Here is a 26,137-nt window from a genome sequence, read left to right on the forward strand (position 1 = left end):
TCTCCTTGCCGCTCCCGGTGCCCATGCCTGCTCCCTCTTCCGCCCCTGTCGCTCCCCAACGCCAAGCCTTGTTGCACCAAGCCCGGCGTCTGTCGCGCCTGCCCGAGGCCTCTTGGTTGAACCAGGAAGTCGCGCGCCGCCTGTCCGCCAAGCTGGAGATGATCCTGGTGCAGCCCCGGCAATGGCTGGACTGGGGCGCTTTCCTGGGCGGCGGGGCTTCCGAAGTGCAGAACCGCTATCCCCAGTCCCGGCGCTGGATCGTGGAGCCTCTGCCCGAGTTGATCGAGCGCAGCCGAGCGCAATGGCGCGCCCAGGCCACCAAGACCTGGTGGGCGCCCTGGCGCCGCGAGGCCGAGCCCATCGTGTCCGCCGATGCCACCGAAACCGCGCCGTGGGGTGATCAGGGCATCCAGATGCTCTGGGCCAACATGGCGCTGCACGCCCACCCCGACCTGCCCGCCTTGTTGAAACAGTGGCACGGCATCCTGGCCGTGGATGGGTTCCTGATGTGTTCCGGCCTGGGCCCGGACACGGCCCGCGAGTTGCGCCAGCTCTACCGCGAGTTGGGCTGGCCTTTGCCCACGATCGATTTCATCGACATGCATGACCTGGGCGATGCCCTGGTCGAGGCCGGATTCGCCGACCCGGTCATGGACATGGAGCGCATCACCCTGACCTGGGCCAACGCCGAAGACATGCTGGCCGAATGGCGCACCTGGGGAGGCAATGTCGCCCAGGGACGCGCTGCTGGTTGGCGGACGCCACGTTGGCATGCACGCCTGACCGAGGCGCTCACCCAGGGCTTGAAGCGCCCGGACGGTCGCCTGGGTCTGACGATCGAGCTGGTGTATGGCCACGCCTTCAAGCCCGCTCCCCGCCTGCCCCTGGCCGCCGAGACCCGTGTGTCGCTGACCGACATGAAGGCGATGATCAAGCACGGCACGCCGAAAACCTGAAAGGCGCGAACTGCCAGCCCGTTGCGAATCGCGCAAAATCACGGGTTAGCCATAGCAAAAGTAAATTCCCGGCAAGTTGAGATAGCCGCAGACGGCGGCTAAAATGGCCGGATCACTGAAGGCCGAGCCCCCACAAGGCTGTCCTTTTTCCGGGTGTTTTGCCCCCTTTCAGCCCTTTGTGGCCTTGGAGCCGTGGCGTAAATGCCTGCCGCCTTGTCCCCAGTTCCCCTGATGTCCTCGGCCGCCCTGCGCTTCGGGGTGTGGCGCCCCTTGCTGAATCTGGTGCAAGGTGCGGCGTCCATGGCGGCGCCTGATGCGTCTGGCTGGCGGGTGGAATGGCTGCTCCAGCGCGATGGCGCGCTCAGCGCACGGCAAGTCTGGTCGGTTTACGCGGCCCTCTGTCTGGTGTCCATCGGGCTGGCGGGTGGTTTCTGGTATTTCGGGGCAGCCTTCGTGCTGCCCTTTGCCTTCATGGAAATGCTGGCCGTCATGGCCGCGGTCCTGATGTACACCCGACACGCCGCCGATCGCGAGTACATTGCGATGCGCCCCAGCCTGCTGCGGGTCGAACGCCGAAGCGGTGGCCGCACCAACTGTGTCGAATTCAACCCGCGCTGGGTGCGCGTCGAGCCCGATCGGGACGATGGTTCCCTGGTGCGCCTGTCCGGGCAAGGTCGCAGTGTGGTGGTCGGTGAATTCGTGCAACGCCAGCATCGGCGCCAGTTGGCGGATGAATTCCGCTGGGCGCTCAAGCACCTGGAGGACTGAGGCGCCTGACCGTGATGACAAGGTTGTCGCGTTCCTGAGCCTGGCCCCCTCCCGCCAGCAGACCACTCCTACAACAGTTCAACCATAGACGAGCAAAGAAATGATCAAGGATCTTGGGCATCAGGTGAGTCGGTGGTCCGCAGGACGGGCGGTCGGTTGTGCGGCGGGCTGCGGACTGGCGCTGGCGTCTTTGGTGGCCAGTTCCGCGGCCTGGGCGGTCAACGACCTGCCGGGGGGCCCGGCGGTGCGCCAAATGGACATGCAACCGCCCGCCACGAAGATCGCCTTGGAGCAGCAGGATCTGCACTACATGATGCTGTGGATTTGCACGGCCATCTTCGTGGGTGTTTTCGGCGTGATGTTCTATTCCATCTTCAAGCACCGCAAGTCCAAGGGTGCCAAATCGGCCGATTTCCACGAGTCCACCACGGTTGAAATCGTCTGGACCGTGATTCCTTTCCTCATCGTCATCGGGATGGCCTTGCCCGCCACCAAGGCCGTGGTGGCCCAGAAAGACACGACCAACGCCGACCTCACCATCAAGGCCACGGGCTACCAATGGAAGTGGGGTTACGACTACCTCAAAGGCGAAGGCGAGGGCATCGGGTTCCTCTCAACGCTGGACGCTTCGCAGCGCGCCCTGTCCGACGCCGGCACGCCGCAGGGCGACAACTACCTGCTGAAAGTGGACCGCGCCCTGGTGGTGCCCGTCAACAAGAAGGTGCGCATCATCACCACCGCCAACGACGTGATTCACTCCTTCGGCGTGCCGGCCTTCGGCATCAAGCAGGACGCCATCCCCGGCTTTGTGCGCGACACCTGGTTCCGCGCCGAGAAAATCGGCGATTTCTACGGCCAGTGCGTCGAGCTGTGCGGCAAGGAACACGCCTACATGCCCATCCACGTGAAGGTGGTCTCGGAAGCCGACTACAGCATTTGGGTGCAAGCGCAACTCAAGGAAATGCAGGCCAAGGCTGACGACCCGAACAAGGTCTGGACCCAGGAAGACTTGATCGCCCGTGGCGAGAAGGTCTACACCGCCAACTGCGCGGCCTGCCACCTGCCCACCGGCAAGGGCGGTGGCGCGATCAAGCCACTGGACGCCTCGCCCAAGGTGCTGGACGCTGACAAGACCGTTCAAATCAAGGTGGTGCTCAATGGCCAGAACAACACCATGCCCTCGTGGAAACAGCTGTCGGACACCGAGATCGCCGCTGTGATCACCTACACCAAGAATCACTGGTCCAACAAGACCGGCCAGGTTGTGCAGCCCGCCGAAGTGCGGACCGCCCGTCAGTGACCCGTCGCTGACCTCACCTGACAAGACAAGCAAAGGATTCGACATGAGCGCAGTCATTGATCACGGCGGCCACGCCCACGGGCACGACGACCATGCACACGACCACCCACACGGCTGGCGCCGCTGGGTCTTCGCCACCAACCACAAGGACATCGGGACCCTGTACCTGCTGTTCTCGCTGACCATGCTGATGGTCGGCGGCGTGCTGGCCTTGTGCATCCGCGCCGAGCTGTTCAAGCCCGGCCTGCAGCTGTTCAACCCCGAACTGTTCAACCAGTTCACCACCATGCACGGCATCATCATGGTGTTCGGCGCCATCATGCCGGCCTTCGTGGGCATGGCCAACTGGATGATCCCGCTGCAGATCGGCGCGTCCGACATGGCCTTCGCGCGGATGAACAACTTCAGCTTCTGGCTGCTGATCCCCGCCTCGCTGCTGCTGGTCGGTTCCTTCTTCATGCCCGGTGGCGCCCCCGCCGCTGGCTGGACGCTCTACGCGCCGCTGACCCTGCAGATGGGCCCTTCGATGGACGCCGGCATCTTTGCCATGCACATCATGGGCGCCAGCTCCGTCATGGGCTCGATCAACATCATCGTCACCATCCTGAACATGCGCGCGCCTGGCATGACCTTGATGAAGATGCCGATGTTCTCGTGGACCTGGCTGATCACGGCCTACCTTCTGATCGCCGTGATGCCCGTGCTCGCTGGCGCCATCACCATGACGCTGACCGACCGCCACTTCGGCACCAGCTTCTTCAACCCCGCTGGCGGCGGCGACCCGGTGATGTACCAGCACATCTTCTGGTTCTTCGGCCACCCCGAGGTCTACATCATGATCTTGCCGGCCTTCGGCATCGTCAGCCAGATCATCCCGGCTTTCGCCCGCAAGCGCCTGTTCGGCTACGAGTCCATGGTGTACGCCACGGCCTCCATCGCCATCCTGAGCTTCATCGTGTGGGCCCACCACATGTTCGCCACCGGCATGCCCGTGACCGGCCAGCTGTTCTTCATGTACGCCACCATGCTGATCTCGGTGCCCACGGGCGTGAAGATCTTCAACTGGGTGGCCACCATGTGGCGCGGTTCCATGACCTTCGAGGCCCCGATGGTGTGGGCCGTGGGCTTCATCTTCGTGTTCACGATGGGGGGCTTCACCGGCCTGATCCTGTCGATGGCCCCGATCGACACGCAACTGCAGGACACCTACTACGTGGTGGCCCACTTCCACTACGTGCTGGTGGCGGGCTCGCTGTTCGCCTTGTTCGCCGGTTTCTATTACTGGGCGCCCAAGTGGACCGGTGTGATGATCCCCGAGTGGAAGGGCCAGTTGCATTTCTGGTGGTCGCTGATCGCCTTCAACGTCACCTTCTTCCCGATGCACTTTTTGGGCCTGGCCGGCATGCCCCGGCGCTATGCCGACTATCCCATGCAGTTCGCCGATTTCAATGAGTTGGCGTCGATCGGCGCCTTCGCCTTCGGTTTCGCGCAGGTGTATTTCATCTTCTTCGTGATGATCCCGGCCATGCGTGGCAAGGGTGTGCCCGCGCCCGCGCGTCCCTGGGATGGTGCTGAAGGCCTGGAGTGGGAGATCCCCTCGCCAGCGCCCTTCCACACCTTCGAGAACCCACCCAAGCTGGACCCGACCGCGACCCGCGTGATCGGTTGAACAGGCGCCCGACATGAGCCTTCCCACACCTGAAGACCGCAAGGCCCTGCGTTCGCGCAATTTGCGCCTGGGCCTGATCCTGGGCTCGGTGGCCCTGGTCTTCTTCGTGGGCTTCATCACGCGCCTGGTCGTGTTCAAGCATTGACGGCGCCATGAGCAACACGCCCGCCACCCTGTCGGCCCGGAGGCTGCACCTGCGCCAGGCCAATCTCGGCATGGTGGGCAAGTTGCTGGTGGTGACCTGCCTCATGTTCGCCTTCGGCTATGCCATGGTGCCCATGTACAAGACCATCTGCAAGGCGCTGGGCATCAACGTGCTGTCGCTGACCGAGCAGGTGATTCCCGGTGCCTCGGCCAAGTCCCGCCCCAACACGCAGGTCGACACGAGCCGCACCATCTCGGTCGAGTTCGACGCCAATGCCCGCGGGGTCTGGGCGTTCAAGCCCGAGGTTCGTTCGCTCCAGGTGCACCCGGGGCAGTTGACCACCGTGATGTACGAGTTCCGCAACACGCAGAACCGCACCATGGCCGCGCAGGCCATCCCCAGCTATGCCCCCAAGCAGGCCACCGCGCACTTCAACAAGCTGCAGTGTTTCTGCTTCAACGAGTACATCCTCAAGCCGGGTGAGACCAAACGCTGGCCTGTGGTTTTCGTGATCGATCCCCAATTGCCCAAGGACGTGGCCACCATCACGCTGTCCTACACCTTTTTTGAAGTGGGTGGCAAGGTGCCGTCGGCGCCCAAGGGGGGCGTGTGAGCGGCCCAAAGGGGTCCTTCACGCAAACGGTCAAGGCGGTGGCCTGGTCGTTTTTCGGTGTTCGCAAGTCATCCGGGCAGGCGCAAGATGTGGCCAAGATCAAGCCCCTGCACCTGATCATCGCCGGCCTGCTGGGCGGGGCGCTGTTCGTGGCGGTGCTGGTGTTGCTGGTGCGCTGGGTCGTGTCGAGTGGCGTGGCGCATTGACGGTGTTTCAGGTGTTCATTTTTTTCTTCAAGTAACGGTATCCAGGAGAACAACATGTCGGCAGCGGTTCCCAAAGGGCAGGCTCCCTACTACTTCGTGCCAGGCCCGTCCAGCCATCCCGTGATGGCGGCCACCGGTCTGTTCTTCGTCATCCTCGGCGCGGGGCAATGGGTCAACGGCGCGGAGTGGGGTCCCTACTCGGTGGCCTTTGGCCTGGCATGGTGGGCCTGGACGCTCAAGCGCTGGTTTGGCGATGCCATCCATGAAAGCGAAAGCGGCCAGTACAGCGACCGCATCGACGTCTCGTTCCGCTGGAGCATGGCCTGGTTCATCTTCTCCGAGGTGATGTTCTTCGCGTCGTTCTTCGGGGCGCTGTTCTGGTCACGTCTGTATACCGTGCCGGTGCTGGGCGACATCCAGAACGCGCTGCTGTGGCCCGACTTCAAGGCCATCTGGCCCAGCGTTGTCGCTGGCGCGACGGCCTCGCCGGCCGGGACGGTCGAAGCTTTCCGCACCATGGGCCCGTGGCCGCTGCCCACGATCAACACGGCGCTGCTGCTGACATCCGGCGTGACCCTGACCATCGCCCACCATGCCCTGCGCGAGAACCACCGTGGCAAGGCCATCGGCTTCATGTGGCTGACCGTGCTGCTGGGCTTCGCCTTCCTGGGCTGCCAGGGCTACGAGTATTACGAGGCCTACCACCACTACAACCTGAAGCTGTCCTCGGGCATTTACGGCTCGACCTTCTTCATGCTGACGGGCTTCCACGGTTTCCACGTGTTCGTGGGTGCGTTGATGCTGCTGTTCATCACACTGCGCTTGCAAAAAGGCCACTTCACGCCCGAGCGGCATTTCGGCTTCGAAGGCGCCGCCTGGTACTGGCACTTCGTGGACGTGGTCTGGCTGGGCCTCTACATCATCGTCTACTGGTTCTGAGCGGGGGAGGTCGGGCTCGCGCCAGATGCGGGCCCGTCGAACCAGAAAGAGCGCCCGGGTGGCGCTTTTTTTTGGATCACAGGGGAATGCCGGTGGGGTGGATCCAGCCCATCTTGTAGCTGAACAGGATGAACAAGAACAAGGACACCGACAGGGCCACGCGCAAGGCCAGTGCATGCAGCATGCGGTTGCTCTTGGGGCTGCCATCGCGGCCATCCTTGAGCAAGGCCCGGCCGGCCAGCACGAGCGCGGCAATGATCGCCAGCAAAGCAAAGGTGATGATGATTTTCATGGTGGGACATTATGTCCATGACGGCCAGGTCGTCCGAATGGACGCCAGATGAATCCGCGCTGGCGCCGTGGCCTGGTGCTGGTGGCCGCCGTGCTGGCGGTGGGCCTCACCGTGTCCCTGGGGCGCTGGCAAATGCACCGCGCCGACGAAAAATTGGCGCGGCAGGCGGCGGTGGCCGAGCGCGAGTCCTTGCTGCCCTTGAACAACGCGTCCCTGCCGTGTGACGAAGCCGCCTGGGCCGGGCAGGCCAACCGCCGCGTGGTGCTGACGGGCCAATGGCTGCCCCAGCACACCTGGTTGCTCGACAACCGCGCCATGGCGGGCCGCGCGGGCTTCTATGTGGTCACGGCGCTGCAACTCAGCGGGCGCGGTCGCTGTGCTTCCCCGGTGGTGCTGGTGCAGCGTGGTTGGGTGCCTCGCCATGCGCAGGACCGGACCCAGGTGCCGGCGTTCATCACGCCAGTGCGTCCGGTTCAGGTGGTGGGGCGTTTGATGCCCGAGCTGTCCCGGGCCTTCAGGCTGGGCCCCGATTTGGCCCCATCCCATGCCATGGGGCCCCGCATCGTCCAGAATATCGACTTCGCGGCCGTGCCGGCCCAGTTGGGCCGCGGGGTGATGCCTGGCGCGGTGTTGCAGTTGCAACCCGAGACCTCGGAGTCGGGCGAAGTTTTCTCCGACCCGTCCGGCTTTCCCCTGCGACGCGATTGGCCCGTGCCGGCCGACGGCGTCGGCAAACACCACGCTTACGCGGCCCAATGGTTCGCCATGGCCGCCTTGATCACAGGACTGTATGTCTGGTTTCAACTCATCAGCCCCCACCGCCGCCGAGCGCCATGATCCCCTGGTGCAGATGAGCGTGCACAGCCTGCCTTCGGCGCCGCAAGCCGACCTGGCGCAGCGCACGCGCATGGGCCGCTTGAAGATGTTGATGGTGTGGGCCATTTGCGCCGCGCCCGTGGTGGCCTCGTACTTCACCTATTACGTGGTCCGCCCCCAGGGCCGGGCCAATTACGGTACCTTGATCCAGCCCCCGCGCGAGATGCCCGCCGACGCGGCCTTGCCCCTCCGTGATGCGCAGGACCGCGCCGTGGCCGCCTCCTCGCTGAAAGGCCAGTGGTTGTTGGTGACCGTGGCGGGCGGCGCCTGCGACCAGGCCTGCGAGCAGCACCTTTACTACCAGCGGCAAGTGCGCGAAACCCTGGGCAAGGACAAGGACCGCATCGACCGCGTCTGGTTCGTCACCGACGAGGTGCCGGTGCGCGAAGCCATCAAGCCTGGCTTGCAGGGCACCACGGTGTTGCGCATCCCTTCCAATGACCTGGCCCGCTGGTTCAGCCCCGAGCCAGGGCAGCCCTTGAGCGCGCACTTCTACCTGGTGGACCCCAAAGGCGCCTGGATGATGCGTTTCCCGGCGCAAGCCGACATGAGCAAGGTCAAGCGCGACCTGAGCCGCCTGATGAAGGCCAGCGACTCTTGGGACGAGGCCGGCCGCTGAGGCCGCCGGAGCTCGCCATGGGTGGTTGGATCGATTGGAACCCCGCGTTGGAAGTCGCCCTGGTGGGCGCGCTCGTGGCCTTGCTGCCCTTGCTGTGGGTGCTGGTCAAAGGTCGGCGTGAAGGCTTGCAGGGTTGGCCGGCCTGGCAACGCGCCCTGACGCTGGCCACCTTGTTCCTGACCCTGGACTTGGTGGTGTTCGGGGCTTTCACGCGGTTGACGGATTCCGGCCTGGGTTGCCCGGACTGGCCGGGTTGTTATGGCCACCACAGCCCGGTGGGCGCGCGCAGCCTGATCGACCAGGCCCAGGCGCTGCTGCCCAGCGGCCCGATCACGCATGGCAAGGCCTGGATCGAGATGATCCACCGCTACCTGGCATCGGGCGTGGGTGCCCTGATCGCGGGCCTGATGGTGGCGGCCTGGTGGGGGCGCCGGCGGATCGGCAGCCTGTCGCCCTGGTGGCCCACCTTGACCTTCGTGTGGGTCTGTGCGCAGGGGGCCTTCGGGGCGTTCACCGTCACGCTCAAGCTTTATCCGCTGGTGGTCACCGGGCATTTGCTGGGCGGCTTGCTGGGGGTGGGTCTGTTGACGGCGCAGGCGCGGGTGATGGACGCGGCCAATCCCACGCGCACCGGGGCCTGGCGCCGCTCATCCCTGCGCGCTTGGGCGCTCGCCGTCCTGGTTTTGGCGGTGGTCCAGATGGCCCTGGGCGGCTGGGTCAGCACCAATTCCGCAGTCCTGGCCTGCAGCGAAGTGCCTTTGTGCCAGGGCCAGTGGTGGCCCGCCATGGATTTTGAAACGGGTTTTCGCCTGTTGCGCCCTTTGGGCGGCGATGGCCTGGGGGCCCAGATCACCCTGGCCGGCTTGACCGCGATCCACATGGTGCACCGCCTGGCGGCCGTGGTCGTGCTGCTGGCCATGGTGGCCCTGGCCTGGGGGCTTTGGCGGGCCCGGCACTGGCGCCGCGAGGCCGTGGGCCTGTGGGCGCTGGCGACCTGGCAACTGCTCACTGGCCTGAGCAATGTGGTGCTCGGCTGGCCTTTGGTGGCCGCCTTGGGCCACACCCTCGGCGCGGCCCTGCTGGTGTGGTGGTTGGTGCGTTTGCTGGTACAACCGCGCGCAGCCCCGTTTTCGCCGCGCAGCTCTTAAAATCGGGCCTGACCCCCGCGAAGCCCCCATGACCGATTCCCTAGCCTCCAGCCCCACAGCGATGAGCCTGCCATCGCGTTTCAAGCAGTTTTACGTGCTGACCAAGCCGCGCGTGGTGCAACTGATCGTGTTCTGCGCCGTCATCGGCATGTTGCTGGCGGTGCCGGGCATGCCCACCCGGGCCGAGGGCCTGACGGCGCTGGCCGCCTGCATCGGCATCTGGCTGGTGGCGGGGGCGGCGGCGGCTTTCAACTGCCTGATCGAGCAGCAGATCGATTCACGCATGAAGCGCACCTCCTGGCGGCCCACGGCGCGGGGCGAATTGACCCGCACGCAAACGCTGTTGTTCAGCGCCGGGCTGTGCCTGGTGGGCTCGACCATCCTGATCCTCTGGGTCAATGCCCTGACGATGTGGCTGACCCTGGCCACCTTCGTGGGCTACGCCATCATCTACACCGTCATCCTCAAGCCCATGACGCCGCAGAACATCGTCATTGGTGGCGCCTCGGGCGCGATGCCGCCGGTGCTGGGGTGGGCGGCCATGCGCGATTCGGTCGGCCCCGAGGCCTGGATGCTCTGCCTGATCATCTTCCTGTGGACCCCGCCGCACTTCTGGGCGCTGGCCCTGTACCGCGTCGAGGACTACGCCCGCGCGGGCCTGCCCATGCTGCCGGTGACGCATGGCAACGAATTCACGCGCCTGCACGTGCTGCTCTACACCTTCATCCTGCTGGCGGGCACCTTGCTGCCTTTCGTGTACCAGATGAGCGGCTGGATCTACCTCGTGTCGGCCGTGGTGCTGGGGCTTTGGTTCCTGGCTTATGCCTTCCGCCTGTGGCGCCGCTACAGCGACGAGCTGGCCCGCCAGACCTTCAAGTTCTCCATCATCTACCTGATGCTGCTCTTCGCGGCCTTGCTGGTGGACCACTACGTGCCGATCTGAGACCCCATGCGCAAACCCAAGACCCTTTCGACCCTGGCCTGTTCAATCGCATGCGCCTCGGTGCTCGCCCTGGCCGGGTGTGATCGCCAAGGCGCTGACAGCGGCGCGGGCGGTGGTGCTTCCGCGCCGCAGGGCGTGGTGGCGCCTGCCAAGGCCTCGTCCTTCAAGTCGGTGGACCTCACGGGGGCCGAGTACGCTCGGCAGTTTTCGCTGACCGATGTCGATGGCAAGAAGCGCACCTTGGCCGACTTCAAAGGCAAGGTGGTCTTCGTGTTCTTTGGCTTCACGCAGTGCCCCGAAGTCTGCCCCACGACCATGGCCGAGTTGGCCGAAGTGAAACGCCGCCTGGGCAAGGATGGTGACCGCCTGCAAGGCGTGTTCATCACCATCGACCCCGAGCGCGACACGCCCGCCGTTCTCAAGGAATACCTGACGGCGATGGACCCGAGCTTCATCGGTCTGCACGGTTCGCCGGATGAGATCAACGCGGCATCCCGCGAGTTCAAGGTCTTCTACCAGAAGGTGCCCACCCAGGATGGCAAGGGCTACACCATGGACCACACCGCCGGGGCCTTCGTGTTCGACCCCAGTGGTCAGATCAGGCTGTTCGTGCGCTACGGCCTGGGCGTGGACGCCCTGACCTCGGACATCCGGCAGTTGCTCGCGTCAGGCGGCTAGCAGCGTCAGGCTTTGGCGGCCGGTCCATTCCTCGCCGGGTGACAGCGTCTTGGGTTGCAGGATGCGGGCGGCTTCCACGCACAGCATGTGTTCCCAGTCTGGCGCTGGCATGTCACTCAGGGCCGCGCATTTGTCTGGGCCCGGGTTCCACACCACGGCATCGGGCAGGTTGTCCGACTGGATCCGCAACTGCCGCTTGCCCTCGGTGAGCAGCAGGCTGCTGGCCTTTTCGTAGATGCGGTCGATCTCGCCGGAGAAGCTCTTCTCGGGGTGTTCTTCCGTGGCCTCGGCGTTGCGCAGGTTGTCGATGTAGGTCAGGCCTTGAAGCCCGTGAAGCCTTGCGCGGGCCAGTTCGGACACGGCCAGGTAGGTGTGCAAGGCGGCTGAGAACGGCCAGACCGTGCTGCCGCTGTTGCGCACGTACAGCTCCAGTTCGAGTTGCGAGCCGCTGACGGACACGGTCAGTTCCAGCTCGAAGCCGTGTGGCCACAGGTCGCGGGTCTCTTCGCTGTCCGACAAGCGCAAGGTGGCCTGCGAGTGGGCCGTGCCTTGGCGCTGGCTTTCCAGTTGCCAGGCGCGGTTGCGCACGAAGCCGTGGCGCGGCAGGCTGCGGTCGGGGCCTTTTTTCTCGAACTGCGGAAAGATCACCGGGATGCCGCCGCGCACGGCCTTGCCGGCGCTGTAGTCGGCGGTGGGTGACAGGTAAAGCTGTTCGGTGCCGCCCGCGGGCACCCAGGACACCACGTGGGCGCCATGCAGCAGCACGGTGGTTTGCGCACCATCGGGCGAGCGGATCAGGAGGGCCGGCTGGCCATGGTGGTCGTGGAAAGAAGTCGGTTCGGTCATGCGGTGAGTATCCACCCTTCGACAGGGTCGACCGACTTGGGCAGGCCCCATGAGTGGGTGGCGCCGCCCTGTTCGCCCTCCCGCTGCGCCCAGGCCGCTTGCACCAGGCACAGCGCGGCATCCAGGCGGTCGCCCTTGGCGTCGGCCACGAGAAAGTCGCGCTGGCCGGGCGTGAGCTTGAGGCGCAGGTTCAGGCGGGTGCGGCCTTGCTCCAAGGCATCGACCAGGTCCATGCGGGCGATGAGGCGGGCCTGTTGTTGGTCGGGCGGTGCGGTGGCGTCGCTCTTGTAGCTGCGCCGGCCCAGCACCTCGCCCGACAGAAAACCGGGGTAGGCCTCGAAGGCCAGCGCATCGGGGCGGCCCTGGCGCAGGCCGGGCAGGCTGAAGTCGGCATCGACCAGGCGGACCAGGCCTTCGAAATACATCTTGCCCACGGGCACATAGCGTGTCTGCAGGGGGCTGGTGCTGCTGATGCCTTTGACGGCCATGTCGGTGGGGCGGTGCAGCAGCTTGGGGCCATCGCCCCGACCGGTGTCCCAGGTCTGGCCCCAACCGTCGACCAGGCGCTGAAAGCCTGCCCGGTCGCCGCAGTGGGCATGCAGTGCGCGGATCAGGGTGCCGGTGGCGGTGGGCGCGTGGCCGGGTTTTTCAAGCAGGGATCGGCGCAAGGCCGCCAGGTGCTCCGCCGGGAAATCAGCCGGCGGGTGCGCGCAGAGCGCCTGCACGAAAGGGCGCGGCAAGCCAAAGGGAAAGTCGCAGGCGGCCAACACACCGTGGGTGTTTTCCAGCACCTGTTCCAGCCCGGCCAGGGTGGTGACTTCGTCCAGCTGGTCCAGCCTGACGACCAAGCCCGCGCGCCGGCCCCAGGCCAGCGTCAGGGGTTTGCGGGGCGAGGGCGCGCACGAAAAATCCAGGCCCAGCAGGGTGCCGGGCACGGCGCCGGCGTGGCCGGCAGCTTGCTCGGCCATCAACCCTGTTTGCAACCGATGGAGGCGGTGACGATCAATTCGTCGAGCAAGGCCAGCGACACCTTGCCGGGCACGGCGTAAGGATCGAGCACCGGCCGTTCAGAGTACTTCAGCAAAATCGAAGGATTGACCTTGCCGAGGTTGACCTGGCCCATGGTCCAGCTGGCGAAGCGGCGTTCATCGATCTCTTCGTAGTCCAGCAGGATGACGTTGCCGTGGCGCGGGTCGTTGGCGATCTTCGTGTACAGCTGGTTGACGGCGTCGCGCCCGCCTTCCAGCAGTTGCATGAAGATGTCGCCGCTGTGGCAGAGCAGGCCGGTCACGCCCAATGCCAGGTTGTTCTTGCGAGACGAAGACAGGATGGTCTCGATGGTGTCGGGGGCCAGGGGCTTGTGGGCCCGGCTGGCGTAGAGCAGTCGAACGAGCATGGTGTGGACCTCAGCCTTTCTTCTGGTTGACCAGGGCAAGGAATTCGCGGCGCAGGTTGGGGTCCTTCAGGAAGGAGCCGCGCATCACGCTGTTGATCATCTTCGAGTCCATGTCCTTGACGCCGCGCCACTGCATGCAGAAGTGGTCGGCCTCCATCACCACGGCCAGGCCGTCGGGCTGCATGCGCGATTGCAGCAGGTCGGCCACTTGTGTGACGGCCTCTTCTTGAATTTGCGGGCGGCTCATGATCCAGTCGATCAGGCGCGCGTATTTGGACAGGCCGATCAAGTTGGAATGCTCGTTGGGCATCACGCCGATCCACACCTTGCCCATGATGGGGCACAGGTGGTGCGAGCAGGCGCTGCGCACGGTGATGGGGCCGACGATCATCAGCTCGTTCAGGCGTTCCGCATTGGGAAATTCCGTCACGGCGGGGGCCTTGTGGTAACGGCCCTTGAAGATCTCGTGCAGGTACATCTTGGCCACACGGCGGGCGGTGTCCTGCGTGTTGTGGTCGCTGTCGGTGTCGATCACCAGGCTGGACAGCACGCCGGCCATCTTGCCCTGGACCTCGTCGAGCAGCTTTTCGAGCTCGCCCGGCTCGATGAACTCGGCGATGTTGTCGTTGGCGTGGAAGCGCTGCTGCGCTTGCTTGATGCGTTCCCGGATCTTGACGGACACGGGGGTGCCTTCTTCATCGTCGGTGTCGCGGGCCGCGTCGATGGCGCGGAGGGTGGGGAGGGTCATGACGCGCTTTCAAGGCCTGGCGGGCAGGCAGTGGGCAGATGGCCGATGCTATCAAGCCCGGCGACCTTGTGCGCATTCAACGGTGGGCAGCCCCGTTTTAGCGGGGTCATGTCTTCAGTTTTTGAGGTTGGCGGGCTGCTTGGGCACGGCCTTGCGGCCCGTGTGCGCGAACATGGCCTCCAGCAGGGCCACGTCTTCGTCCTGGCCTTTGCTGGCGGCTTTTTGGGCCATGCTGGATGGGGATGTGGTCGTCACGGTGGGCGTGACCTTCTCGGCGCGGCTGGCGGAGCCGGATGGGTTCGGCGCCGGCAAGGGCGCTGCCGAAACGGGGGCCGCCGCCGGCATGGGGCCTGGCGTTGCGCTGACCGTGGCGGTCTCGATCACCGCGGGACCGACGGCTACCGGGGGCAGACTCGCCACCTTGGTCAAGGCGGTGTCGCTCACAGCCTTGGCCTGTGGCACGGCGGGCTGAGTTGACGTGTGCGCGAGGGCAGGCTTGTCGTCCTGGATGACCATGACGAAGCCGGCCAGCAGCGCCACCACGCCCACGCCCATCGCGCCCCACAGGGCGCCCTGGAGCCAGCTTCGGCGGTGGGATGGGGATTGGCGGGGCCGGCGTCCGCCCTTGGTGCGGCTGGGCCTGGTGGCCTGGCGAGTCGATTCGAGCGTCGATAGAATGCGCACCCGTCGGGTGTCCTCGGGGGCGTCGTCGTCGTCCATGCCCGCGAAGAGGCTGGGCCGGTCGAAGCTGGGACGCTGGCCGGCGCCAAGTCCATGTGGTGGGACCGGATGGTCGCCCTGTGGGTAGCTCAACGCCAACTCCCTGTGTTGATTTTTTGTGGTTTCGCCAAAGCGCGGATTCTACGAAGCGTCGGGCGTGGCGATGTGGCCAATCGTCTTTTTGCAAACAATCGTTACAACAATATGCTGGCAGGGTGGGTTCTGGGTTACTTCGTGCTGGGCTGTCTGGGCTTGGCCTGGTGGATGTTTCCGCCATGGCGCCGCGCAGTGTCAGCTTGGGTGGGGTCCGCTTGGCAGAGACGTGGACAAGGGCCGGCGCGGGCGGTGTCGTGGGCTTTGCTGGGCACTCTGCTGCTGGTCTTGCCGGCGGCTGGCGTCTGGTGGTGGGGCGGCGGTTCGCAGGGCGGGCGCACGCTCGAAGCCTTCGACGACACGCTGCTTGACGATGGCAACCACCACGTCGCACGCCTGCTGCAAGGTGAACAACTGGTGCCACCACCGCCCTTGCCCCCGGAGGCTTTCACCACCGCCGAAGTCGAGGTCGTGCGCCCCATGCTGTCCGGCGCCGACCGCCGCTGGGACCGCATGGACGAAGCCTTTGTTCAGCGCGTGTTGATGGTCTTCAAGGTGATGAAGGAGCGCCATGGCTACGACATGGCCTTGCTGGAAGGCTACCGCAGCCCTGAACGCCAGAACCTGCTGGCCGCCCAAGGCGCGCACGTGACCAATGCAGGGGCCTGGCAAAGCTACCACCAGCATGGCCTGGCGGCGGATTGCGCCTTCTTGCGCGACGGCAAGCTGCTCATCTCCGAGAAGGACCCTTGGGCCCTGCGTGCCTACCAGTTGTATGGCCAAGTGGCCGAGGAACTGGGCCTGACTTGGGGTGGCCGCTGGCGCCTCATGGACTTCGGCCACGTCGAGTGGCGCAGAAACAGAAAGTAACACCGACCGCCCCAACGGGGGGGAAAGGCCACGGACATCCGCCATTAGACTGCGCCCCTGTCCGCTGAGAGTGCGGACCACAAGATGCACACATCAGGGAGTCAGACGACATGGGGCGTCCTTTCATTGTTCTGGGAGACAGCACCGATCACGGCGGTACCGTGGTGGGCGCCTCCGGCGTGACCGACACCCATGGACAGCGCATCGCCCGCGTGGGCGACCAGGTCACCTGTCCCAAGCGCGGCCACGGCACCACGGTGATCGTGACCGGCGATGCCACCATGATCATCGATGGCCAACCGGCCGCGCGCCATGGCGACCAATGCGCCTGTGGCGCCATCTTGATCGCAGCCCAGGCGGTGTCGACCGGCATCTGACATGAGCAAGGTGTTGAAGGCGGGCTTGTTGTGCCTGGTGGTCGGTGCCTTGGTGTGGCTGGTCACCTTGTGGCGTTGGCAGACGGCGGACCACGATGCCTCGGGCGCCGAGATCGTGGGGCAGTTGTTCGTGCTGCCACTGGTGCTGACCGCTGCGTTGCTGGTGGCCGTGTGGGGCGTGGCCCGTGTGCGCGCAGACGCGGCCAGGCCGGTGGTGGCCGCGCCGCTTGTCCGCCCTCGCCAAGCGATGGCCGATGTCCCTGGTGCCGCGTCGGTCGATGAACGGCGCTTCAGCGTGGCGGTGTTGCAATCGGCGGTGAACCTGTCGGTGGGCGATTCTCCTGCGCAGGCCTGGGGACAACTTCAGTCGGCCACTCAGCGCCCATCGCTCGACCCGCATCTGCAAGACGTCGATGGCGCGCCAGTGTTCACCGCCCGCCTGCCCGACCTGGCGGTGGGCGACCTGCGCGACAGCCTGCCCTCCGACGTGAGCGACCGCGTGGTGCGCGCGCTGGCCTTGCTGCAATCGCCGGCCGATGACCTGATCGCCAAGGCCTGCGAGCTGGCCGAGGACTGGCCCGCCGAGCCTGGCGTGCCCCTGGCGCATGAGCCCTCGCCGGACCGACCCGCGCACCTCAGCGGCATGGCCCCACCGGTGTCCGAGGCCGTGCGCCTGGCTTCGCGCTTGCCCAGGTTGAACATCCGCCTGGCCGTGCCCTCGGCCTGGAGCGATGCCGAACGCGAACACGCTTCGGCCTGGTTGCGCATGCGCTGCACCTTGCTGGCCGATGAATGCGCTGCCTTCCGCCACTCACCGCCCACGCCCCACGTGCATGTGCTCGACCATGCCGATGGCCTGTGGACGCTGCTGGACCAAGAGGCCGTGCAGTGGTCACGCGAGGCCGCGCCCCAATGGAGCCTGGTCCTGGCGGCCGACAGCGCCATCGACGAGACCGAGGTCGAGCGTCGGCAGGTGGTGGGCGAACTTTTCACCAGTGCCCACCAGACGGGCCGCATCCCCGGTGAGGCCGCCGCCGGATTGTTGCTGGCCACGGCCCAATGGCCTGGCCTGAACGGTCAAACGCCTTTGCCCGCCCGCCTGTTCAGGCCAGTGCGCCTGCGCCGGAACAAGTCGGCCGATGCCGCGGGCCGTGTCGGGCCAGCTGTGTTGCACGACGCCATGTCGCAGGCCTTGACGTTGTGCGCCGCCACGCCCGACCAGCTGTCGCACGTGCTGGCCGATGGCGACCACCGTGCCAGCCGCACCGCCGAAGTGTTCGAGGCCCTGCAAACCTTGGCCCCGGCCCTGGACCCGATGCTGTCCGTGACCCGGGTGGGCGAGGCCTGTGGTGACCTCGGCTTGGCTGGCGCCTTGGTGCCGGTGGCCCTGGCCGCCGACCTGGCCCAACAAGACGACGAGGCTGGCGTGACGCTGGCCTTGCTGGTGCAGGCCACGCACGAGCGTGTGGCATTGGCGTTGACCCCCTGGACTTGGACGCCGACGCCGGCCCAAGCCACGACCTGACCGATCTGGACCGAACATGCAGAGAATCTGGCAGTTTTTTCTCAACCCCAAGGTCCTGACCGTCCTGGGTGTCGCCGCGCTGGCGACCTTGTTGTTCCTCGGTGCCGACACGCTGCAAGTCGGCCTGATCTGGGCCGGCCTACTGCTGGGCCTGATCCTGCTGGCCTGGTTGCTTGTCTGGGTGGTGCGTCGCTCGCGTGCGGTCAAGGCCTCCTCGCAGTTGGAGCAGGCCTTGCAGGCCGAGGCCGACAAGGCGGTCAAATCGGCGGGCAAGGACAAGCGCGATGAGGTCCAGGCCGTGCGCGAGCGCATGACCGAAGCCGTCAAGCTCATCAAGTCGTCCAAGTTGGGCGAAACCTCGGGCTCGGCCGCCTTGTACGAGTTGCCCTGGTATGCCGTCATCGGCAACCCCGCCGCGGGCAAGAGCTCGGCCGTCGTCAAATCGGGCCTGAAGTTCCCGTTTGCCGACAACACCGAGAACGTCATCCAGGGCATTGGCGGCACGCGCCACTGCGACTGGTTCTTCACCACCGAAGGCATCTTGCTGGACACGGCCGGCCGCTACGCCGTGCACGAGGAAGACCGCAGCGAATGGCTGGGCTTCCTGTCGCTGCTCAAGAAGCACCGGCCCAAGGCGCCCATCAATGGCGTCATCATCGCGGCCAGCGTGGCCGAGTTGGGCGCCAACAAGCCCGAGTTCGCCATCGAACTCGCCCGCAAGCTGCGCCAGCGCGTGCAGGAGTTGACCGAGAAGCTCGAGGTCTTCGCGCCGGTCTATGTGGTCTTCACCAAGGCCGACCTCATCTCCGGTTTCGTCGATTTCTTCGAAGACCGCGACCGCGGCGAGCGCGACAAGGTCTGGGGCGCCACCTTGCCCTGCGACCCCACTGGCAAGCTGGATGCCGTGGCGGCCTTCGACCACCACTTCGAAGAACTGTACGAAGGCCTGAAGGAAGCTTCGGTGGCGCGCATGTCGCTGCACCGCGGTGAGCAATTGCCGCCGGGCGTGCTGACCTTCCCGCTGGAGTTCGCCGCGCTGAAGGCTTCGCTGCGAACCTTCATCACCACCCTGTTCGAAGAAAACCCCTACCAGTTCCGGCCCATCTTCCGGGGCTTCTATTTCACCAGCGCCGTGCAGGAGGGCCAGTCCACCGGCCGCGCCAGCGAGCGCGTGGCCGAGCAGTTCGCGCTGCAACTGCAGCCGGGCTCGGCGTCCAAGGTTTACTCACAGAGCGGCTTCTTCCTGAAAGAGCTGTTCTCCCGGGTGATCTTCGCCGACCGCCAATTGGTCCAGCAGTACACCAGCCGCCAGAAGTTGCACCTGCGGTATGCCAGCTTCATCATCGGCGTGGTGCTGCTGGGCGCTTTGCTCGGCACCTGGACCTGGTCCTACCTGGGCAACCGCCAGTTGGTCAGCAATGTGCAAGCCGACCTGGCGAAGGCGCAGCGTGTGCAGGAGGACCGCGTGGACCTGCAATCGCGCCTGGAGGCCCTGGAGATCCTGCAGGACCGGCTGTCGCAGATGCAGCACTACCGAAGCAGCCGGCCCTGGTCCCTGGGCCTGGGGCTGTACCAGGGGCAGGCCATCGAGGCCCGCCTGCAACAGGAGTACTTTGCCGGCCTGCAGGCCGTGATGCTCAAGCCCGTGGAGCAGTCCATCGCCGCTTACCTGTCCGACGTCAATGCGCACGCGGCCGAGCTCCGTCCCTTGCAACGCGCGGGCGAGGTGGTGGCGGCTTCACTGCCCACGGCCGGGGCTTCATCGGCCCAGCCCGCGGTGGCCTCCCAGGCTTCGGCCAACGAGTCGGCCTACGCCAGTGCGTCCAGCACCAACGTGACCGAGGCCTACAACGCCTTGAAGGCCTACCTGATGCTGGGCGATCGCTCGCGCCTCGAATCCGGTCACATGAGCGACCAGCTGACGCGGTTCTGGCGCTCCTGGCTGGAGGCCAACCGGGGCACCATGCCGCGTGAACGCCTGATCCAGAGCGCCGAGCACATCATGTCCTTCGCCCTGGCGCAGATGGCCGACCCCGCCTTCCCGCAGCAAGACCTCAACCTCGGGCTGCTCGACCAGACCCGCGAAAACCTGCGCCGCGTCATCAAGGGCATGCCGGCCCGTGAACGCGTCTACGCCGAGATCAAGGCACGCGCCGCCACGCGCTTCGCCCCGATGACCGTGGTCCGCTTGATCGGCGATGCCGACCGGCCCATCGTGGCGGGCAGCTACGCCATCTCCGGCACCTTCACCAAGGAAGCCTGGGACCAGTACGTCAAGGACGCCTTCAAGAACGCCGCCAACAACGAACTGCAGGCCACCGACTGGGTGCTCAAGACCGCCTCCAACGACGACTTGACGCTGGAAGGCAGCCCCGAGCAAATCCAGAAGGCGCTGACGCAGCTCTACAAGCTGGAGTACGTGCGCGAGTGGCAGAAGTTCATGCAGGGCATCACCGTGCAGGAGTTCGGCAGTTTCGAGAAAGCCGTGGTGCACATGAACCGCCTGGGCGACCCGGCCGCTTCGCCCGTGGGCCTTTTGCTCAAGACCTTGTATGAGCAAACCGCCTGGGACAACCCATCGTTGTTCAACGACAAGCTGGCCCTGGGCCAGCGCGGATTCCTCGATTGGTTCAAGCAGACCATCCTGCGCATGGCGCCCTCGGCCGTGCCGGTCAATGTCAACGTGACCATGGCCACCGCCGACATCCCCCTGGGGCCCATCGGCAAGGAGTTCGTCGGCCTCAACCGCTTGATGATGCCTCGCGATGGTGGGACGACCCTGGTGCGTGGCTACCTGGATGCGCTGTCCAAGATCCGCACCCGCTTCAACCAGATGAAGAACCAGGGCGACCCGGGGCCCGCCTCGCGCCAGTTGATGGTGCAGACGCTGGAAGGCAGCTCCGAACTGGCCGAGGCCTTGAAGCTGGTCGACGAGCAGATGCTCAATGGCATGAGCGACTCGGCCAAGGCCACCTTGCGGCCCTTGCTGGTGCGGCCGTTGATGCAGGCTTTCGCCGTCATCGTGCGGCCGACCGAGTCCGAGCTCAACCGTGTCTGGATGGCCCAGGTGTTCGAGCCCTACCAACAGACGCTGTCCAGCAAGTACCCGTTTGACCGCGGTTCGAAAGTCGAGGCCAGCCCGGTCGAGGTCGCCAAGTTCTTCGGTTCCGAAGGGGCCATCGCGAAGTTCGTGGAGCAGTCGCTGTCGGCCTTGGTGGTGCGGCGCGGCGACACGGTCAGTCCGCGCACCTGGGCGGACATGGGTGTTCGCTTGCTGCCGGATTTCTCGGGCGGTCTGGCGGCTTGGGTAGCGCCTTTGGGCGGGCAGGGCGCATCGTCGTCGGCGGGTGGGGGTGGTGCGGCCGCCGATGCGCAGACCGTGTTCGAGCTTTTGCCGCAAGCCGTGCCTGGCTTGACCGAGTACACGGTGGACATCGATGGCCAGCAACTGCGCTACCGCAATGGCGTGGCCACCTGGTCGCATTTCGTGTGGCCGGGTCCGGGCACCCCAGGGGTCAAGATCTCGGGCGTCACCTACGACGGCCGCACCGTGGAATTCTTCAGCGAACCTGGCCGCTATGGCCTGGAGAAAATGATCAACACGGCCCAGCGCAAGCGCAACGACAGTGGCGCCTTCGAGCTTCGTTGGCCGCAGGGCACGCTGGCCGTGGCATTGCAGTTGCGCATCATCTCCAATGCCGCGGCGCCTGTCCCGGCCACCACGACCGCGGGTGCGGCCGCTGCTGGCGGTGGCCGCCCGGGGGCCCTGCCCGCCATGGTCGCAGGGGGCGGTGATGACCAGGTCGCAGCGCTGGCGCCGGAGCTCAAGCCATGAGCACCACGACCGTTCATTCGACCGAGGTGCTCTACTTCGGCAAGCTGCCTTCGCGGGGTGACTTTGTCCGCAGCGCGCACCACGCTTCCGTCATCCAGAGCCTGGACCAGTGGCAGGCCCAGGCGATGGAGCGCTTGTCGGCCGACCCGCGCTGGAAACTGGTCTACGACCAATCCCCCGCCGTGCAATTCGCCATCCTGGGGCTCCGCAGCCAGGTGGGACTGGCGGGGTATTGGCTGGCCAGCCAGGATGCCTCGGGGCGGCGCTTTCCCTTCATCACGGCCGGTGTGTTCGATGTGAGCAGCCCAGTCGACTTCATCCGGCACGGGCCTTTGGTGCTGGCGCGTTTGTGGGCCCGCCTGGAACAAGTGGCGCGTGTGGCCCACGCGGCCACCGACCTGGCCCATGCGCAGGCCAGCTTGACGGCGCCCATCGACGTTGAGCTCAAGTCCGGCGCACCGCGCCTGGAGTTGCACGATTTCCTCGACACGCACACGGTGGCCAGCCTGGAACAGATGCTGGCGGCCTCAGGCGCACGGGTGTCGGTGCGCCAGACCTTGCTGGCCCTGGGCATCCTGCTGCAGCCGGTCATGGCGCAAGGCGCGGGCAAGCTGCACAAGGGCCTGCGCCTGCCGCTCACCGTCGATGCCAACCTTCGCTGGCCCGTGGCGTGTTTCTGGCTGTCGCTCATCCTGGGCTTCTTCAAGCGCATGGACGCCGAGCTGGGCCTGTTCGTGACCACGCACGGCGGCCATCCCCAGATGATCCTGGGCTTCCAGGGCGCCTCGGCCGCATCGCTGTGTGCCGTGATCGACCCCGAAGCCCTGGAGCGCGACACCGTCTGCGTGACGCAGGCCGACTGGGTGGAAGACTGCCTGGAGGACGACCACGGTCTGCGCAAGCTGTCGAACTACCTGCTCGACCCCGCCTTGTCCCTGGCCCAGGCTTTGCGCACTTTCGAAGAAATTTTCCTGGGAGTATGACGATCATGAAGCACGCCAATTTCCTGGCCGCCTTGCCCTTGGCCTTGTGGTGTCTGGCGGGCGTGGCCCAGACGCCGGACGGCTCCACCGGTGCGCAAGTGCTGGGGCCCAACCAGGTGGTGGTGGCCGGCACGGTGCCTGACGAGGCCACGCGCATCCAGGTGCTGTCGCGGCTGCGCGAGCTGTATGGTGCCGAGCGGGTGGTCGACCAGTTGACCCTGGGAGCCGTGGTGGCCCCGCCGCAATGGTCGCAGCACCTGCAGAAGGTGTTGTCGCCTGCCTTGAAGCAGGTCAGCCGTGGCCAGTTGAGCGTGCAAGGCAACATCATCGACCTCAAGGGCGAGGTCTCGAACGAAGCCGTGCGCCAGCAAGTGGCCAGCGAGATGGCGTCTTCGCTCAACCCGACCTACACCGTGCGCAATGGCTTGCGCGTGACCGCCCAGGAGCAGAGCCTGGTCGATCAGACCCTGGGCAACCGCATCGTCGAATTCGAGGCTGGCAGCGCGGTGCTGCGGCCAGCGGGCACGGGCATCCTGGACGAGATGGCGCTGGCCTTGTCCAGGCTCAAGGGCAAGAAGGTCGAGGTCATCGGCCACACCGATGCGCAAGGCGGGCGGGTCGCCAACGTCGCCTTGTCCTTGGCACGCGCGCAGGCGGTCAAGACCTACCTGGTGGGCAAGGGCGTGGTGGCCGATTCGATCGGCACCACGGGGCTGGGGCCCGAACGGCCCGTGGCCAGCAACGCGACCGACGAGGGCAGGGCGCGCAACCGGCGCATCGAGTTCAGGGTCGAGCCCTGAGCCACCAGACCCTGGCGGCAAGGCTCAGAAGCTGGCCTCGCCGTCTTCGGGTTCCACGCCCAGCAGTTCGTGCAGGTGGGACATGGCGCCCTGGTCCTTGACCACCTTGCGCAGCCATTCGTGCAAGGGCATGTCGCCCCACTTGACGGCTTTTTCGGCCAGGTAGGCCACCGGGCTGTGCGGTTCGGTGCGGCGGAAAAACGCCGCCACGTCGCGCAGTTGTTGCAAGGCTTGGGCGCGGCTGCGCAGCGGCCCCTTTTGAGCGCTCTGGGCCGCTGACAAGGCGTCGAGGCCACCATCCGCTTGGTCAGCCAGGGCGTCCTGTTCTTCGTGGGCTTGGTCGGCGCCAGTGTCCGACAGGGCGCCCACTTCGCGGGCCAGTCGTTCGATGTCGTGCACGGCGCTGGACAGGGCTTCCTTGGCCGCGGCGAAAGAAGGACCCTGCTGGCCCAAGCTGGCATCGACCTGCGTTTGCCAGGCCAGCAACTGCTGCTCGCAGGCCTGAACCGTCTGGAGCGTGGCCCGCAGTTCGTCCTTGGGGGTTTCGCGCAGGGCGCGCATGAACTGTTCCAGCGTCAGCCGATCGGGCGTTTGACCACGGGCCTCCTGCGGAAACCGTTCCAGTTGATTCTGCCAATGGTGGGCCGCCGCCATGTCCTGCAGCGAATAGACCGCGCCTTGCCGGCCGCGTGTCAGGGGCCGCGTGTTCACCAGGGTCACCAGGCGTTGCAGCAGCCAGGTCATGTTGCCCACGCGCTGGTCCATGTCGCCGTCGTCGGCCTGCGGATGCAGTTCGTTCCAGTACTGGGCACTCAGGGCCGTGCACAACTGCAATCCTTGCAGCAAACCGGCATAGCCTTGGGTGAGGGCCAGGGCTTCGGTCAGCCACTGCGCCAGCCGCAAGTCCTTGGTCTGCTCGCTCAGCAGCCGGGTGCATTGGCGCACGACGCCAGGCCAGTCGGCCACTTTCAGGGCGGTCACCCACTCACCTTGGTCGAGGGTCGGATCGTCTTCGCGCCGCATTTCGGCGATCTGGTCAAAATCCGTGGAGAAAGACAAGTCTGCGCCGCATGGCAGACCGCCGGCGATGGGGGCCAACAAGGCTTCGTGGTTCATGGGATCCCTGGTGTATTCGTCGTCAGCCAACGATTTTCCCATGAAGGAGGGTGTGGGCCAGCTTTGGGAAGCACCCCCCGCAATGGGTGGATTCAAGCGCATTCCACGTAATGATAGTGATTATCAATTGCGACAAATGTTAGAATCGCCAGATGTTGTTGCCCCAGTTATCTTTGGCCTCTGGTGACCACGCGCCACGCGCAGACTTGTCTGCCGGTCAGCGCGGCTTGCTGACCGCTGGCGCCGTGCTCTTGCATGGCTTGCTGGCGATCGTGGTGTGGCATTCGTCGACCATCCCCGACATCCCGCCCGAGCCTGCGCCCCTGATGGTGAGCCTGATCAGCAACGAGGTGGTGCAAGTGGCGCCGCCAACCCCGCCGGTGGCCGAACCGCCCAAGCCCGTGCCGCCCAAGCCGGTGGCCACGCCGCCCAAGGTCCAGCCGACCGTGGTGGCGTCCAACCGCGCACCGGCACCGCAAGACATGGTGGTGCCGGCCGCCCCCGAACCACCCGCCCCCACGCCGCCACCCGTGCAGGCCGCCCAGCCCACGGCGCCCGTCGCCACGGCCCCCGAGCCCGTCACGCCGCAGGCGCCCAAGGTCTTGCCTTCGTCCGGCGTGAAACCCTTGGTCCCGGCCAAACCCATTTACCCGCCGGCATCGCTGGAGCTCGGCGAATCCGGCACGGTGACGATGATGTTGCTGCTCGATGAACAAGGCCGGCTCAAGGACATCCAGGTGACCAAGTCTTCGGGCTATCCCCGGCTGGACCGGGCGGCGATCGCCGCGGAACGACTGGCTCGTTACGCGCCCTACATTGAAGCGGGCGTGCCACGCAGCGTCTATGTCCCCCACAGCATCACTTTCAATCTTGACGAGCGTTGACCATGAACGAAACCACCACACCCGCCACCACCGCCGTGGTTGAGGCCGCCCCCGTCGCCCCCCAGATGGGTTTCGGCCATTTCATCAAGAACACCGACGCCGTCGGTCAAGGTTTGTTCGTGATCCTCGTGGTGATGTCCCTGCTGTCCTGGGCCCTGATCATCACCAAAGGCGTGGGCCTGCTGGTGCGCCAGCGCCGCAGCAAGACCTTCCTGAACTTCTTCTGGAACGCCACCTCCCTGGAAGCGGTCCAGCATGAAATCTCCACCCATGGCGTCAGCGAGCCCTTCGCGCACCTGACCTCGCACGCCATGCATGCCCAGGTTCACCATGCCCGCTATGGCGCGGCCAAGCTGGAGGAAGCCGGTTCGGCCCAGGACTTCCTGACCCGCACCATCAAGAAGGTGCTGGACGAAGAAACCATGCGCCTGGAAAGCGGTCTGGCCGTGCTCGCCACCATCGGTGCCACCGCGCCTTTCGTGGGCCTGTTCGGCACCGTCTGGGGCGTGTACCACGCGCTGCTGGCCATTGGCGCCACGGGTGCCGGCACGCTGGACAAGGTCGCCGGCCCGGTGGGCGAAGCGCTGGTCATGACCGGCGTGGGCCTGGCCGTCGCCATCCCCGCCGTGATGGGCTACAACTGGCTGACCCGCAGCAACCGCGTGTGGGGCGCCCGCCTGGACGCCTTCGCGTTCGAGCTGTTCACCTTCCTGTCGACCGGCCAGACGCTCAAGACCAATGCCAACGTGCACCCGCTGAAGACGAACACCACGTCGGGCAACTGAGGAGAAG

28 protein-coding genes are annotated in these 26,137 nt (G+C 65.9%); 21 read left to right on the forward strand and 7 right to left on the reverse strand.

All coding sequences use genetic code 11. The annotated features are described in order from the left end of the window. The first annotated feature begins 23 nt into the window (after window positions 1-23). From ACREB4_RS12065 to ACREB4_RS12100, 8 genes are all read left to right on the forward strand, one after another. Window positions 24-956, forward strand: a complete 933-nt coding sequence (locus ACREB4_RS12065; protein WP_431588467.1) for a methyltransferase domain-containing protein — start codon at window positions 24-26, stop codon at window positions 954-956. 213 nt (window positions 957-1,169) lie between these two features. Beyond that, complete coding sequence (locus ACREB4_RS12070) at window positions 1,170-1,724, forward strand: DUF2244 domain-containing protein (protein ID WP_431588468.1); 555 nt, start codon at window positions 1,170-1,172, stop codon at window positions 1,722-1,724. 175 nt (window positions 1,725-1,899) lie between these two features. Further along, window positions 1,900-3,024 carry a cytochrome c oxidase subunit II gene (coxB, locus tag ACREB4_RS12075; RefSeq protein ID WP_431588529.1) on the forward strand — a complete coding sequence of 375 codons (1,125 nt, stop codon included), beginning with the start codon at window positions 1,900-1,902 and terminating at the stop codon, window positions 3,022-3,024. A gap of 43 nt (window positions 3,025-3,067) precedes the next feature. Further along, window positions 3,068-4,693: a cytochrome c oxidase subunit I gene (gene ctaD / locus ACREB4_RS12080; RefSeq protein ID WP_431588469.1), complete on the forward strand. Its 1,626-nt coding sequence runs from the start codon at window positions 3,068-3,070 to the stop codon at window positions 4,691-4,693. A 13-nt stretch (window positions 4,694-4,706) separates the two neighbouring features. Next, window positions 4,707-4,838 (forward strand): cytochrome oxidase small assembly protein, encoded by a 132-nt coding sequence (locus ACREB4_RS12085; RefSeq protein ID WP_431588470.1) that lies wholly within the window; start codon window positions 4,707-4,709, stop codon window positions 4,836-4,838. 7 nt (window positions 4,839-4,845) lie between these two features. Then, on the forward strand, window positions 4,846-5,451 hold the full coding sequence (locus tag ACREB4_RS12090; protein ID WP_431588471.1) for a cytochrome c oxidase assembly protein: 606 nt from the start codon (window positions 4,846-4,848) through the stop codon (window positions 5,449-5,451). After that, window positions 5,448-5,657, forward strand: coding sequence for a DUF2970 domain-containing protein (locus ACREB4_RS12095; RefSeq protein ID WP_431588472.1), 210 nt, complete (start codon window positions 5,448-5,450; stop codon window positions 5,655-5,657). Before ACREB4_RS12090 ends, ACREB4_RS12095 begins: the two co-directional genes overlap by 4 nt. Before the next feature lie 54 nt (window positions 5,658-5,711). Next, complete coding sequence (locus tag ACREB4_RS12100) at window positions 5,712-6,596, forward strand: cytochrome c oxidase subunit 3 (RefSeq protein WP_431588473.1); 885 nt, start codon at window positions 5,712-5,714, stop codon at window positions 6,594-6,596. A 76-nt stretch (window positions 6,597-6,672) separates the two neighbouring features. Here ACREB4_RS12100 and ACREB4_RS12105 read toward each other — a convergent pair whose 3' ends face one another. Continuing rightward, window positions 6,673-6,888, reverse strand: coding sequence for a DUF2909 domain-containing protein (locus ACREB4_RS12105; protein WP_431588474.1), 216 nt, complete (start codon window positions 6,886-6,888; stop codon window positions 6,673-6,675). 48 nt (window positions 6,889-6,936) lie between these two features. Here ACREB4_RS12105 and ACREB4_RS12110 point away from each other — a divergent pair, with 48 nt between their 5' ends. Genes ACREB4_RS12110 through ACREB4_RS12130 form a run of 5 tightly spaced genes read left to right on the forward strand, consistent with a single transcriptional unit; the run spans window position 6,937 to window position 11,152 of the window. Then, complete coding sequence (locus ACREB4_RS12110; protein WP_431588475.1) at window positions 6,937-7,725, forward strand: SURF1 family protein; 789 nt, start codon at window positions 6,937-6,939, stop codon at window positions 7,723-7,725. Further along, window positions 7,679-8,383: an SCO family protein gene (locus tag ACREB4_RS12115; RefSeq protein WP_431588476.1), complete on the forward strand. Its 705-nt coding sequence runs from the start codon at window positions 7,679-7,681 to the stop codon at window positions 8,381-8,383. Before ACREB4_RS12110 ends, ACREB4_RS12115 begins: the two co-directional genes overlap by 47 nt. 17 nt (window positions 8,384-8,400) lie before the next feature. Beyond that, window positions 8,401-9,531 carry a COX15/CtaA family protein gene (locus tag ACREB4_RS12120; RefSeq protein WP_431588477.1) on the forward strand — a complete coding sequence of 377 codons (1,131 nt, stop codon included), beginning with the start codon at window positions 8,401-8,403 and terminating at the stop codon, window positions 9,529-9,531. 28 nt (window positions 9,532-9,559) lie between these two features. After that, window positions 9,560-10,474 carry a heme o synthase gene (cyoE, locus tag ACREB4_RS12125; RefSeq protein ID WP_431588478.1) on the forward strand — a complete coding sequence of 305 codons (915 nt, stop codon included), beginning with the start codon at window positions 9,560-9,562 and terminating at the stop codon, window positions 10,472-10,474. Between the two features lie 6 nt (window positions 10,475-10,480). Further along, a complete protein-coding gene (locus ACREB4_RS12130; RefSeq protein WP_431588479.1) occupies window positions 10,481-11,152 on the forward strand; it encodes an SCO family protein in 672 nt (223 codons plus the stop codon). Here the strand turns inward: ACREB4_RS12130 and ACREB4_RS12135 are convergent. From ACREB4_RS12135 to ACREB4_RS12155, 5 genes are all read right to left on the reverse strand, one after another. Further along, window positions 11,141-11,998 (reverse strand): D-hexose-6-phosphate mutarotase, encoded by an 858-nt coding sequence (locus ACREB4_RS12135; RefSeq protein ID WP_431588480.1) that lies wholly within the window; start codon window positions 11,996-11,998, stop codon window positions 11,141-11,143. The genes ACREB4_RS12130 and ACREB4_RS12135 overlap by 12 nt on opposite strands. After that, window positions 11,995-12,966 (reverse strand): DUF429 domain-containing protein, encoded by a 972-nt coding sequence (locus tag ACREB4_RS12140; protein WP_431588481.1) that lies wholly within the window; start codon window positions 12,964-12,966, stop codon window positions 11,995-11,997. Before ACREB4_RS12140 ends, ACREB4_RS12135 begins: the two co-directional genes overlap by 4 nt. Further along, complete coding sequence (locus ACREB4_RS12145) at window positions 12,966-13,394, reverse strand: BLUF domain-containing protein (RefSeq protein WP_431588482.1); 429 nt, start codon at window positions 13,392-13,394, stop codon at window positions 12,966-12,968. Before ACREB4_RS12145 ends, ACREB4_RS12140 begins: the two co-directional genes overlap by 1 nt. Before the next feature lie 10 nt (window positions 13,395-13,404). Then, window positions 13,405-14,142 (reverse strand): GTP cyclohydrolase I, encoded by a 738-nt coding sequence (gene folE, locus ACREB4_RS12150; protein WP_431588483.1) that lies wholly within the window; start codon window positions 14,140-14,142, stop codon window positions 13,405-13,407. Window positions 14,143-14,256: 114 nt separating this feature from the next. After that, window positions 14,257-14,955, reverse strand: coding sequence for a hypothetical protein (locus tag ACREB4_RS12155; protein ID WP_431588484.1), 699 nt, complete (start codon window positions 14,953-14,955; stop codon window positions 14,257-14,259). Window positions 14,956-15,066: 111 nt separating this feature from the next. Between ACREB4_RS12155 and ACREB4_RS12160 the strand changes: the two genes are divergently transcribed. From ACREB4_RS12160 to ACREB4_RS12185, 6 genes are all read left to right on the forward strand, one after another. Further along, a complete protein-coding gene (locus ACREB4_RS12160; protein ID WP_431588485.1) occupies window positions 15,067-15,825 on the forward strand; it encodes a M15 family metallopeptidase in 759 nt (252 codons plus the stop codon). A 110-nt stretch (window positions 15,826-15,935) separates the two neighbouring features. Beyond that, complete coding sequence (locus ACREB4_RS12165; RefSeq protein ID WP_431588486.1) at window positions 15,936-16,202, forward strand: PAAR domain-containing protein; 267 nt, start codon at window positions 15,936-15,938, stop codon at window positions 16,200-16,202. Window position 16,203: 1 nt separating this feature from the next. Further along, window positions 16,204-17,727 carry a hypothetical protein gene (locus tag ACREB4_RS12170; RefSeq protein WP_431588487.1) on the forward strand — a complete coding sequence of 508 codons (1,524 nt, stop codon included), beginning with the start codon at window positions 16,204-16,206 and terminating at the stop codon, window positions 17,725-17,727. Window positions 17,728-17,743: 16 nt separating this feature from the next. Then, complete coding sequence (gene tssM, locus ACREB4_RS12175) at window positions 17,744-21,562, forward strand: type VI secretion system membrane subunit TssM (RefSeq protein WP_431588488.1); 3,819 nt, start codon at window positions 17,744-17,746, stop codon at window positions 21,560-21,562. Next, window positions 21,559-22,545 (forward strand): type VI secretion system-associated protein TagF, encoded by a 987-nt coding sequence (gene tagF, locus ACREB4_RS12180; RefSeq protein WP_431588489.1) that lies wholly within the window; start codon window positions 21,559-21,561, stop codon window positions 22,543-22,545. Before tssM ends, tagF begins: the two co-directional genes overlap by 4 nt. A 5-nt stretch (window positions 22,546-22,550) precedes the next feature. Further along, window positions 22,551-23,345, forward strand: a complete 795-nt coding sequence (locus ACREB4_RS12185; protein ID WP_431588490.1) for an OmpA family protein — start codon at window positions 22,551-22,553, stop codon at window positions 23,343-23,345. Between the two features lie 24 nt (window positions 23,346-23,369). Here the strand turns inward: ACREB4_RS12185 and tssA are convergent, their stop codons facing one another. Further along, complete coding sequence (gene tssA / locus ACREB4_RS12190) at window positions 23,370-24,461, reverse strand: type VI secretion system protein TssA (RefSeq protein WP_431588491.1); 1,092 nt, start codon at window positions 24,459-24,461, stop codon at window positions 23,370-23,372. A gap of 206 nt (window positions 24,462-24,667) precedes the next feature. Here tssA and ACREB4_RS12195 point away from each other — a divergent pair, with 206 nt between their 5' ends. Together ACREB4_RS12195 and ACREB4_RS12200 are read left to right on the forward strand one after the other, a co-directional pair. Next, on the forward strand, window positions 24,668-25,345 hold the full coding sequence (locus ACREB4_RS12195; protein ID WP_431588492.1) for an energy transducer TonB: 678 nt from the start codon (window positions 24,668-24,670) through the stop codon (window positions 25,343-25,345). 2 nt (window positions 25,346-25,347) lie between these two features. Further along, complete coding sequence (locus ACREB4_RS12200; protein WP_431588493.1) at window positions 25,348-26,130, forward strand: MotA/TolQ/ExbB proton channel family protein; 783 nt, start codon at window positions 25,348-25,350, stop codon at window positions 26,128-26,130. The last annotated feature ends 7 nt before the right edge of the window (window positions 26,131-26,137 follow it).

The organism is Aquabacterium sp., from assembly GCF_050725395.1.
Lineage (GTDB): Bacteria > Pseudomonadota > Gammaproteobacteria > Burkholderiales > Burkholderiaceae_C > Aquabacterium.

What these genes read in the sequence shown, in the direction of transcription:
- ACREB4_RS12065 (WP_431588467.1), top strand. Translation starts at nt 24, where the DNA reads ATGCCTGCTCCCTCTTCCGCCCCTGTCGCTCCCCAACGCCAAGCCTTG.
- ctaD (WP_431588469.1), top strand. Translation starts at nt 3,068, where the DNA reads ATGAGCGCAGTCATTGATCACGGCGGCCACGCCCACGGGCACGACGAC.
- ACREB4_RS12085 (WP_431588470.1), top strand. Translation starts at nt 4,707, where the DNA reads ATGAGCCTTCCCACACCTGAAGACCGCAAGGCCCTGCGTTCGCGCAAT.
- ACREB4_RS12090 (WP_431588471.1), top strand. Translation starts at nt 4,846, where the DNA reads ATGAGCAACACGCCCGCCACCCTGTCGGCCCGGAGGCTGCACCTGCGC.
- ACREB4_RS12100 (WP_431588473.1), top strand. Translation starts at nt 5,712, where the DNA reads ATGTCGGCAGCGGTTCCCAAAGGGCAGGCTCCCTACTACTTCGTGCCA.
- ACREB4_RS12105 (WP_431588474.1), bottom strand. Translation starts at nt 6,888, where the DNA reads ATGAAAATCATCATCACCTTTGCTTTGCTGGCGATCATTGCCGCGCTC.
- ACREB4_RS12110 (WP_431588475.1), top strand. Translation starts at nt 6,937, where the DNA reads ATGAATCCGCGCTGGCGCCGTGGCCTGGTGCTGGTGGCCGCCGTGCTG.
- ACREB4_RS12115 (WP_431588476.1), top strand. Translation starts at nt 7,679, where the DNA reads ATGTCTGGTTTCAACTCATCAGCCCCCACCGCCGCCGAGCGCCATGAT.
- ACREB4_RS12120 (WP_431588477.1), top strand. Translation starts at nt 8,401, where the DNA reads ATGGGTGGTTGGATCGATTGGAACCCCGCGTTGGAAGTCGCCCTGGTG.
- cyoE (WP_431588478.1), top strand. Translation starts at nt 9,560, where the DNA reads ATGACCGATTCCCTAGCCTCCAGCCCCACAGCGATGAGCCTGCCATCG.
- ACREB4_RS12130 (WP_431588479.1), top strand. Translation starts at nt 10,481, where the DNA reads ATGCGCAAACCCAAGACCCTTTCGACCCTGGCCTGTTCAATCGCATGC.
- ACREB4_RS12135 (WP_431588480.1), bottom strand. Translation starts at nt 11,998, where the DNA reads ATGACCGAACCGACTTCTTTCCACGACCACCATGGCCAGCCGGCCCTC.
- ACREB4_RS12140 (WP_431588481.1), bottom strand. Translation starts at nt 12,966, where the DNA reads ATGGCCGAGCAAGCTGCCGGCCACGCCGGCGCCGTGCCCGGCACCCTG.
- ACREB4_RS12145 (WP_431588482.1), bottom strand. Translation starts at nt 13,394, where the DNA reads ATGCTCGTTCGACTGCTCTACGCCAGCCGGGCCCACAAGCCCCTGGCC.
- folE (WP_431588483.1), bottom strand. Translation starts at nt 14,142, where the DNA reads ATGACCCTCCCCACCCTCCGCGCCATCGACGCGGCCCGCGACACCGAC.
- ACREB4_RS12160 (WP_431588485.1), top strand. Translation starts at nt 15,067, where the DNA reads ATGCTGGCAGGGTGGGTTCTGGGTTACTTCGTGCTGGGCTGTCTGGGC.
- ACREB4_RS12165 (WP_431588486.1), top strand. Translation starts at nt 15,936, where the DNA reads ATGGGGCGTCCTTTCATTGTTCTGGGAGACAGCACCGATCACGGCGGT.
- ACREB4_RS12170 (WP_431588487.1), top strand. Translation starts at nt 16,204, where the DNA reads ATGAGCAAGGTGTTGAAGGCGGGCTTGTTGTGCCTGGTGGTCGGTGCC.
- tssM (WP_431588488.1), top strand. Translation starts at nt 17,744, where the DNA reads ATGCAGAGAATCTGGCAGTTTTTTCTCAACCCCAAGGTCCTGACCGTC.
- tagF (WP_431588489.1), top strand. Translation starts at nt 21,559, where the DNA reads ATGAGCACCACGACCGTTCATTCGACCGAGGTGCTCTACTTCGGCAAG.
- ACREB4_RS12185 (WP_431588490.1), top strand. Translation starts at nt 22,551, where the DNA reads ATGAAGCACGCCAATTTCCTGGCCGCCTTGCCCTTGGCCTTGTGGTGT.
- tssA (WP_431588491.1), bottom strand. Translation starts at nt 24,461, where the DNA reads ATGAACCACGAAGCCTTGTTGGCCCCCATCGCCGGCGGTCTGCCATGC.
- ACREB4_RS12200 (WP_431588493.1), top strand. Translation starts at nt 25,348, where the DNA reads ATGAACGAAACCACCACACCCGCCACCACCGCCGTGGTTGAGGCCGCC.